This window comes from Syntrophorhabdales bacterium (genome assembly GCA_035541455.1).
Classification (GTDB): Bacteria; Desulfobacterota; Syntrophorhabdia; order Syntrophorhabdales; family WCHB1-27; genus JADGQN01.
The window spans coordinates 1-4,374 of sequence record DATKNH010000074.1 but is presented as its reverse complement, the minus strand read 5'-3'; the positions used below and the strand labels follow the sequence as shown (position 1 = coordinate 4,374).

General features: G+C 54.3%; 5 protein-coding genes. 3 read left to right on the top strand and 2 right to left on the bottom strand.

Annotated elements, in window-relative coordinates:
- From VMT71_07780 to VMT71_07770, 3 genes are all read left to right on the top strand, one after another.
- The coding region (locus VMT71_07780; protein ID HVN23856.1) for a type II toxin-antitoxin system PemK/MazF family toxin at positions 1–339 on the top strand (339 nt) is incomplete at its 5' end.
- Positions 340–1,043: 704 nt separating this feature from the next.
- Positions 1,044–2,342, top strand: coding sequence for a group II intron reverse transcriptase/maturase (gene ltrA / locus VMT71_07775; GenBank protein HVN23855.1), 1,299 nt, complete (start codon positions 1,044–1,046; stop codon positions 2,340–2,342).
- A 256-nt stretch (positions 2,343–2,598) separates the two neighbouring features.
- The gene (locus VMT71_07770; protein ID HVN23854.1) at positions 2,599–2,922 is read left to right on the top strand and encodes a HigA family addiction module antitoxin; all 324 of its coding nucleotides are present in this window, start codon (positions 2,599–2,601) and stop codon (positions 2,920–2,922) included.
- Between the two features lie 711 nt (positions 2,923–3,633).
- Here the strand turns inward: VMT71_07770 and VMT71_07765 are convergent.
- Positions 3,634–4,032, bottom strand: a complete 399-nt coding sequence (locus tag VMT71_07765; GenBank protein ID HVN23853.1) for a PIN domain-containing protein — start codon at positions 4,030–4,032, stop codon at positions 3,634–3,636.
- Positions 4,029–4,277, bottom strand: coding sequence for a CopG family transcriptional regulator (locus VMT71_07760; GenBank protein ID HVN23852.1), 249 nt, complete (start codon positions 4,275–4,277; stop codon positions 4,029–4,031). The genes VMT71_07765 and VMT71_07760 overlap by 4 nt, the downstream gene beginning before the upstream one ends.
- Positions 4,278–4,374: the final 97 nt, after the last annotated feature.

Below are 4,374 nucleotides of genomic sequence, written 5' to 3'. Positions count from 1 at the left end.
CCAATGGCCAGAATATTGAGGGGCGAGATCCGATGGGCGGACCTAAACCCGACAAGAGGCAGGGAGCAAGCCGGACTGCGCCCGGTTTTGATCCTCAGCCACGATATCTTTAATGAGCGGTCGGGAACGGTCATAGCTGTGGCTATCACAAGCCAGCCCCAGAAGGCGGGTTTCCCTTTGACTCTTGAGTTGAGAGGAGTAAATCTACCAAAACGGTCATGGGTTAAGATCAGTCAAATTCGAACCCTCTCCGTGGAGAGAATTGGAAGGCTCCTGGGTAAGGTTTCTCAGGAAGAAATGGTCCAGGTGGTCGAGGGCCTAACCGAGATCATTGCGTAACCATGCCATGCTCGCGCCAAGATAAATCCGAAGCGAGGGAATGACCTCAAGAAAGGAGGTTTCTGAAACTCGTTGATGCTGCTCAGTCGGTGCGCCACAGACGGTAGCAAGGCAAGTCCGACCGGACCAACGTTGAGCCGACAGGTCCGTAGCGAACCCGCGTGCAGTCCAGTAATGGGCTGTATGGAGCCGGATGTAGCAAGCGTGCAGGCCGCGAAATTGAACCCCGAAATACGTATAGTTGTGGTCGATGAGGATAATCTTCCACCCGAGGGAAGAGAAAGCCGACGTAGTGCATGTATCGGAAGGCAGCAGTCCTTTCCGGCGTCATGGCAAGCAGGAGGGGACACCACCGGGGTCTGTAAGAGCGGGGCATGTACGCATAGGGGCAGCTCGGGAACTTGGGAGAGCCCACGACTTCCCTGCCATATACTGCCGGAGCTGGGGCTACCGGCTTACCACAAGGCCCAGGCGCTGGCCGTGCGTTTCCCCACGGCGAGCGAACCTTAAAGAGGGGATACAAACCAAAGGGACAACAGCAGGGTGCCGGAAGCGAGCGACGAGCGAAGCGACCGGAATGAACCGTGGGCAGTCTTAGTCTCGAATAGTACCGAAGAACGTGGGGAACCGAGACCCAAGGAACCCACGGGAGGGAAGGCGAGATCGGGTATGACGTTTCACTGGAAGGAAAGACGGGAGAGACCTTGAGCTTACCAACCGTATCAACGAAACTCCAGTGGATTGCAGAGCAGGCAGTCCGCGATCCAAAGCGGGTGTTCACGACGCTGGCACACCTGATTGACCTTGAGTTCCTCAAAGAAGCCTTTCACCGCACGCGCAAAGATGCAGATCCGGGCGTGGACGGGGTGACCGCAGAGGAGTATGCACAGAACCTCGACGAGAATCTCCGTGACCTCCATGAGCGGCTGCGTACCGGGCGTTATAAAGCGCCGCCGGTGAAACGTGCGTGGGTAGACAAAGATGACGGAGGAAAGCGGCCGATCGGGATGACCGCGTTCGAGGACAAGATCGCTCAACGGGCGGTGGCCATGATCCTGGGGGCAGTCTACGAGCAGGAATTCGAAAGCTTCTCCCACGGATTTCGGGAAGGCCACGGCCAGCACCAGGCACTTCTAGAGCTACGTGAAAAGTGCGGGGAGATTGGCGTCGCCTGGATCGTGGACGCGGATGTGGCAAAATTCTTCGACAGCCTTGATTGGAATCTCCTCCTCAAGATCATCAAGAGGAGGGTGAATGACGGTGCGCTCATCCGGCTCATTGGCAAGTGGCTTAACGCGGGGGTGATGGAGGGACTAACCTTGATCCATCCGGAGAAGGGGACTCCCCAAGGCGGGGTGATTTCACCCGTGCTCAGTAACATCTTCCTCCACCACGTGCTCGACCGGTGGTATGTACGGGACGTCAAACCAAGGCTGCAGGGCGAAAGCTTTCTGATCCGCTGGGCCGATGATTTTCTCATCGGCTGCGAACGGGAGCATGATGCCCGGCGGGTGTTGGCAGCGTTGCCAAAACGGTTCAATCTCTTCAAGCTTGCCATACACCCGGAGAAGACGGCGCTGGTTCGGTTCCAGAAGCCATCCTCTCGTAAGGAAAAGGATGGGGGGAACGGCACCTTCGATTTTCTTGGATTCACCCACTTCTGGGCGAAAACGCGCCGAGGGTTTTGGGTTATCAAGCGGAAGACGGCCAGAAAGCGGCTCCGTCGGGCCATGAAGGCGCTCTGGCAGTGGTGCCGGGATCACCGGCACGAAGCCCTCATGGAGCAATACAAGACACTTTGTCTGAAACTGCGTGGTCACTACCAGTACTATGGCGTCCGGAGTAATTTCAAGATGCTGGAGGTAGTGATGGAGCATGTGGACAACGCATGGCGCTACTGGCTGAGCCGAAGGAGTAACGAGAGCTATATCCCGTGGAATACATGGGAGCGACTCAGACGCACCTTTCCGTTGCCCAAGCCCAGGATATACCATGCCATATGAGAAGCCTGCAGGGTAGCAAAGTCATACATCAGAGTGGTGCCGAAACTCTGATTACTGAAGAACCGTATGCCTTAATTGGGCACGTACGGGACTGTGGGGGGCCTGGCGGGCAACCGCTGGGTCTACCCGGAACTGAAAGGGGATCGTAAAGGGCAATACACGATTTCGGGGAACGATCAGTGGCGCATCTGCTTTCGGTTCCATGCTGGAGACGCCTATGACGTTGAAATAACGGGCTACCATTAAGGAGTGGACAATGGCAATGGCAAATACAGAAAGGCGTACAATCAGACCAACCCATCCTGGAGAGATGCTGAGGGAGGACTTCATGGTCGACTATGGGCTGACGGTGGTGGGCCTTGCCAAAGCTTTGGGTATATCCCGGCAGACCGTGAACGAGCTTCTTCGAGAGAAGCGCTCATTAACACCGGCAATGGCCTTGAAGCTATCAAAGCTATTCGGCAACAGCCCCGAATTCTGGCTTAACGCACAGAGAGCTGTTGACCTCTGGGAGGCAAATCGCCGGTATCGGGACGAGCTAAGACGAATAAAACCTATCCCGCCGCAACACGCGGCTTGACATTCGCCCTCACCCCTTAGCGCAGAGGCGAAAGCTTAAGCTTTGTCCCATTCATCGTTGCTTATTGCTGCCTGCCGAGGAATTAGCTCAAAACTCAACACACAACACTGTATTCATAAGTTGTCCGCCGTTATCCTTACAGGATGCTGCGCAATCTGTGGTGAATTCTCTCGGTCATGTGCGGGAATGGTGAAAGACTCGCAAATCCGCGTTATGCATGCTGCTGTGCGTGAATGGAGGCAAGAAGATAGCGTCATATGGTAAAATGTAGATCATGAGTCCTTCAATCTTTAGAGAAAAGGGATACCGGTTCTATTTCCTTTCAAACGAAGAAGATCGGATCCACGTCCACGTAACATGTGAAAGCGGAGAAGCAAAATTCTGGCTCGAAAAGACTGAGAGAAATCCAACGTATCATTGAGGAGCATAGGGATGAAATCGTCCAGGCATGGCGAAAACATTTCCTCAATAAGGGTAGTACCCGAATCTGTGTCTTAGTTGCCACGACAAAACATTCCGACACCCTTTCTGAATAATGCTCAATGGGGTGTCTAACAACCTTGATTTTCTCTGCACTGCGCTGTCCTGGTACGCGAAGCAGGATCAAAGCAGCTGCCAATCTTCCTTGCCTAAAGATTCTGCCAACGTCGGCAGGCCGAGAAAGAAAGTATGTGTCCGCAACGCTACTTCAGACTTGCGATCTGTGGGTTGTCAAGGCGTGACGGCGAAACCCTGTTCTCGAAAATGGGTATCAAAGGTAAATGCCGAGCGCAGTCCCAACTCACGCATCACCTCGAAGCTGACACAGTCTACGAGGCTGAGGTTTCTTCTTGAAGATGCGAGCAAAGCGGCGATGCCCAGCCGATGGGTGTCAGCAGTTACAAATTCAACATCAAGAACGGGAACGATGTCCTCCTGAAATGCGCGAACTGCTGCCATACCGAGTCTGTTCTGAAGAAGCGCAAAGGTTTCCACAAGAACGTAGTTGGTGGTTACGAAACTTTGGTCGGATTGCATGGCCTCACGCCATGCGCGAGCTGATTTCGCGTGATTTGCGTCGTCGCCGTCAAGCAGCGCGTAGAATGCCGATGTGTCCACGAATACGCTCATTTGCGCCACGCCTGGGCCAGATATGCGTCATGCCGCTTTGACACGTCCTTCTTGCCGGATCTGAATTTGCCTGCAATGTCGACGGCGCGTGCCCGCCTTTCTTCTGAAATGGTGCCCGCCTTTGATCGAATGACTTCTTCGACAGCCTCGCGGATCACCTCTGCCATTGCAACACCTCTGGAAGCCGCTATCTTCTTAATCTTTCGGGCCTGTTCCTCGGTCAACTGAATCTGAGTCCTCACCATGGGCGCCTCCATCGAATGCTGAGTGATAACATGATAACACTATCTGTAATCACGGTCAACGCCGGAACTGCAGTGTTGCGTGACGAACGACCGGGTC

What these genes read in the sequence shown, in the direction of transcription:
- VMT71_07760 (HVN23852.1), bottom strand. Translation starts at nt 4,277, where the DNA reads ATGGTGAGGACTCAGATTCAGTTGACCGAGGAACAGGCCCGAAAGATT.
- VMT71_07765 (HVN23853.1), bottom strand. Translation starts at nt 4,032, where the DNA reads ATGAGCGTATTCGTGGACACATCGGCATTCTACGCGCTGCTTGACGGC.
- VMT71_07770 (HVN23854.1), top strand. Translation starts at nt 2,599, where the DNA reads ATGGCAATGGCAAATACAGAAAGGCGTACAATCAGACCAACCCATCCT.